Annotated in this window: 6 protein-coding genes; 3 read left to right on the plus strand and 3 right to left on the minus strand. The window is 67.4% G+C overall.

Annotation, left to right across the window (positions count from 1 at the left end):
• Positions 1-479: 479 nt before the first annotated feature.
• The gene (locus tag FrCorBMG51_RS24165) at positions 480-806 is read left to right on the plus strand and encodes a DMT family transporter (RefSeq protein WP_047225307.1); all 327 of its coding nucleotides are present in this window, start codon (positions 480-482) and stop codon (positions 804-806) included.
• Here the strand turns inward: FrCorBMG51_RS24165 and FrCorBMG51_RS24170 are convergent.
• A complete protein-coding gene (locus FrCorBMG51_RS24170; RefSeq protein WP_139342507.1) occupies positions 803-1,648 on the minus strand; it encodes a PaaI family thioesterase in 846 nt (281 codons plus the stop codon). The genes FrCorBMG51_RS24165 and FrCorBMG51_RS24170 overlap by 4 nt on opposite strands.
• A 22-nt stretch (positions 1,649-1,670) precedes the next feature.
• Positions 1,671-2,204, minus strand: coding sequence for an enoyl-CoA hydratase-related protein (locus tag FrCorBMG51_RS24175; RefSeq protein ID WP_083731369.1), 534 nt, complete (start codon positions 2,202-2,204; stop codon positions 1,671-1,673).
• 34 nt (positions 2,205-2,238) lie between these two features.
• Here FrCorBMG51_RS24175 and FrCorBMG51_RS24180 point away from each other — a divergent pair, with 34 nt between their 5' ends.
• Positions 2,239-3,231: a phosphotransferase family protein gene (locus tag FrCorBMG51_RS24180; protein ID WP_200902588.1), complete on the plus strand. Its 993-nt coding sequence runs from the start codon at positions 2,239-2,241 to the stop codon at positions 3,229-3,231.
• A gap of 31 nt (positions 3,232-3,262) precedes the next feature.
• Here FrCorBMG51_RS24180 and FrCorBMG51_RS32765 read toward each other — a convergent pair whose 3' ends face one another.
• Entirely contained in the window at positions 3,263-3,394 is a 132-nt protein-coding gene (locus FrCorBMG51_RS32765) for a hypothetical protein (protein WP_256386279.1), read from the minus strand.
• Between the two features lie 211 nt (positions 3,395-3,605).
• Between FrCorBMG51_RS32765 and FrCorBMG51_RS35230 the strand changes: the two genes are divergently transcribed.
• On the plus strand, positions 3,606-4,203 hold a 598-nt coding region (locus FrCorBMG51_RS35230; RefSeq protein WP_476742251.1), incomplete at its 3' end, for a phosphorothioated DNA-binding restriction endonuclease family protein.

Here is a 4,203-nt window from a genome sequence, read left to right on the forward strand (position 1 = left end):
ACGTATCCTCCAGCGTAATGGCGGCGACCTTCGCCGACGGCACGCACAGCACAGCAAATCGACAGGAGAGAACGAGCACACGGATCACGCGTTACCTGCCGCCATCGGTCAGCCGTCGGATCGGTGAACCCGTTGACCGGAAAGCCCCCGGTTGGCGAGCTGGCGAAAAGCCGGGCGGCAGCCGGCCGGGTTTCGTGGGCCGACAACTCCACCGGCGGCCATACACGCCCGATGGACGGACAACAATGGGGCATCTCGAAGTGGCCCCGTAGCGGGAGTGCGCACACCCGGAGCCGGCACAGGCCGGACGGGCCCGCGGCGTTCGCCAGCGCCTTGATCAGGGAAAGTGGGTGGATACGTCAACGTCCCACCTGCCCACCTGCCCCGGCCGGCGGAGTACGTCGGGTTCTGACGATGCGTCCCAAACTACTGACCACTGATACGTCGATACCGGTAGCGTCGCGCGAAAGGTCACGATCTTGCCTGCTCTGTTGTTGGCCCTGGCGATTCTGTCCGAGGTGACCGCGACGGTGAACCTGCGGCTGTCGGAAGGATTCACCAAGCCGCTTCCCTCGATCGTCGCGGTAGTGGGATACATCGTGGCTTTCGGCCTGCTGTCACAGATACTCAAGATGGGAATGAGTATCGGGGTGGCCTACGGGGTCTGGGCCGCCAGCGGTATCGCGCTGGTAGCGTTCATCGGAGCCGTTTTTCTCGGTGACAAACTGTCCCTGGTGCAGGTGGGCGGCATCGTGCTGATGATCGGCGGAGTCCTCGCCATCGAGCTGGGAGCGACCACGCACTAATGACGCACCACGGTGCCGATCGTGCAGGGCTTGCCGGTCCCGTTCGTGGCGACGACGCGGATGGTGCCGAGAGATTGTCCTGGATGCTCGATGTTCGCGGTCAGTTGGACGTTCGTCAGCGGCGGGATGTTGCGGACGTAGTGGACGTGGATGGAGACCGTGCGCGCCGGGCGCGGCAGGGTGAGCGCCGCGAGCCAGTCGGTGAGGCAGAGGGTCACGCCGCCATGCAGGTTGCCGAGCGGGTTGGCCAGCCGCGGGAGCGCCGTCACATCCATGTGCGGGGGCCGCACGGTCACGGCGTGGCCGAAAAGGCCCGCGAGGGTGCCGACGTCCAGCGGCTCGTCGGTCGTGACGACCCCGTTGGCGATCACGTCCTCCGGGGGCGATCGGTCGATCCAGCGGCCTCGCTCCTGGCAGTATGCGACGACGTCGCCCGACTCGGTGCGGACGCGGCCCCGGGCCAGGGCGCCGACCTCGTCCGCGTGGACGACGCGGCCCTCGGCGTGGACCATCGTCCCGTCCAGGGGAAGATCTCGGACGATGTCGAGCGTGATCTCGGTACTGATCGACCACGTCCCGGCCACCGCGCCGATGGCGTAACCGAGCACATCGTCGATCAGGACACCGAGCGCGCCGGCTGGTGTCATGGCGAGCCCGGGGCCCTGGTCCGGGCCGTTCGTCGACAGCCAGGGCCCGAGACACATGGCGCTCGTCACGAGGCCGCCCGGGCGGAACTGAAACGGCTCCACGCGGAACAGCTGCTCGGGAATGCCCATCACGAACGGCACCGGCCGATCGGACGGGAGTGGCGCCGCGTCGGGGCCGCCTGTTGTGGCGCTCACAGGAACCTCGCGATGACTGGTCTCAGAGAGGCGTCGGAGTGCTGTCGGCACGGCCGCGGTCCACCCGGTCGAAGAACTCCTGGGACCGCTTCATGACGGTGGGGTTGCCGCCGCACAGCGCATATCCCCACATCGCCTCCACCCGGAGCTGGTCGTGAAGCGGCCGGCCGATGATTTCCAGCACGGTCTCCTTGGCGGATTCGATGGCTGCCTGGTCGCAGCGCAGAATGCTGTCGACGACCTTCTGCACCTCGTCGAGGAGTTCGTCGTGGGGGACGACAGCATTGACCATGTTGGCGGTGTAGGCGCGCTGCGCGGTGACCGGGTTCCCGGTGAGCAGGAGCTCTAGGGCGAATCCGACTCCGCAGCTGTTGACGAGGCGGACGATCCCACCGTCGGCGGGATGCACGCCCCGGCGGACCTCGAAGGTTCCGAACTGGGTACGGTCACTGGCGATCCGCAGGTCACACGCGTACGGTCCCCGGCCACATCCGAGGAAACGGTGCGGGTAAAGCGGCTCCGGGCGATACCGGGCAGCCAGGGAGCTGTTCGCCAGCGGTCAACGGCCGAAGATCGAATACTATGCGGTCGTGAGCGCGCACGGTGACACCGCCGACCCTGACGGGCGGGTGGGAAGCGCGGCTGGTGTCGTGTGTGCCGGCGCTCCCAGCGCGGGGAAGGCGCAGGCCGCTACCGCTACCGCCAGTTTGTCGACTGTCGTGGATGTTGTCACGGCACATCTGCCCGGTCTGCGGGTCCACTCGGTCGAGCTCCTGGGCGAGGGACTCGACAACACGGCCTACCTGGTCAACGACGAACTGGTCGTCCGCTTCAGCAAGGAGTCCGATCCGACGGACCGTGCCGCGCGGATCGTCCGTGAGGTCGCCCTGCTCGCCGTCGTCGCGGACGTCTGTCCGGTGTCTGTTCCGGCGCCGACGGTCGTCGCTCCTGACCTGGGCTGCCTCGCCTATCCGAAACTCCCGGGCGTGCCGCTGGCCGATCTTGGGCTGCCTGCGGACGCGGCGCGGGCGGCGGCCATCGCCGCGTCGCTCGGGGATCTGCTGGCTTCGCTGCACGCCGTCCCACCGGAACGGGTCGCCGGCCTGGTCGAGCCGGACGACCAGCCGACCAGCGGATGGCGGGAGGACGCGGCCGCGCTCTACGCGGCGGTCGCCAACGCCGTCCCGGCGCATCACCGGCGATCGATCGAGATCTTCCTGGCGACCCCGCCGCCCGCCGACAGGGCGGAGCTCGTGTTCTCGCACAACGACATCGGGATCGAACACGTCCTTGTCGATCCCGCCACAGGCTTGGTCACCGGCGTGATCGACTGGAGTGACGCCGCGCTCACCGACTCCGCCTACGGCATCGGTCTGCTCTGCCGTGACCTCGGCGACGTGGCGCTGACGACCGCCGTCGACAGACTCCGGCACGCCCACGACCAGGCGTTCTCGCTGCGAGAACGGGCTGTCTTCTACGCACGCTGCAGCGTCCTTGAGGACTTCGCGTACGGCCTGGAGACGGGGCGGCAAACCTACACCGACAGAGGCCTCGCCGCACTGAACCGACTTTTCCCGCCGTAGGACGCGCTTTACCCCTCCAGGGCCCGCTTCATCATCGTCTGGAAGAGCGAACGGCGCGTCGGGCACCACCCCGCTGGTAGACCGTGACGTAGGTGTCCGCCACCTCGGACGGAAGCTGGAACACGTGCCCGAACACCGCCAGCCGGATGGTCACCACAGTCATCGCCAACGCCGTACGAGAGTCACAACCATAAACAGCCCACCGGCGGGTGGGATACCGACGCCTGCCGGGAGGCCGCCGGCTTGGCGGGGCCGCGGGGCGTCGTGGTGACAGCCAGTATCTCCCGCTACGAGCCGAGCTATCATCCTCCAGACCAGGAGGGCGAGGTCCGAGCGCCTTCAAGGCTCCAGCACAGTCGCCGTATTTTTGTGTAGTGGATTTAGACGATGCGTTGCGTGCTTTGGCGACGCTGCAGAGGGCTTCCAGCCGGGATACCCAGTTGCCGTACCAGCCTTTGACGTTGTTGTGGGCAGTCGAACGTGCCGCGGAAGGCGTGCGGTTGAGCCGATGGTCGCGGGCACGTGCGGGACTGGCCGCAGCCCTCGCGACGGACGGTACCGCGGGTCATCGACGGGTAACGCCGGAATATCCTGTCGTTGCGCTTCGGGACTCGCCGTTGTGGGAGATCCGCGCCAGCTCACCAGCGCCGCCGGCACACAGCCCACAGCCACGCCGGTGGCTGGATCGGGAAGATCCCGAGTTCGGTCTCTCCGTGCCTGCCTTCGACCTCCTGCGGGATGACCGTCACCGTGAACAGTTCGTTACGGCGCTGCGCGGTCTCATCGAGCAGATCATCGGTGCTGGCGGCACGGCTGGCATCTTCTGGGAGATCCAGCCGGGAGTTGTCGCGGTACGCCGTGACATCCACGCTCGATATGGCGGTCGACGACAAGGCGGCATCGGCCCGTCCCGCTCTACCCCTAATATTCTGATCTTCACCGACCCTGTGGCCCTCTGTGTCAGTCTCGGGT

This window comes from Protofrankia coriariae (assembly GCF_001017755.1).
Taxonomy (GTDB): Bacteria; Actinomycetota; Actinomycetes; order Frankiales; family Frankiaceae; genus Protofrankia; species Protofrankia coriariae.

What these genes read in the sequence shown, in the direction of transcription:
- FrCorBMG51_RS32765 (WP_256386279.1), bottom strand. Translation starts at nt 3,394, where the DNA reads ATGACTGTGGTGACCATCCGGCTGGCGGTGTTCGGGCACGTGTTCCAG.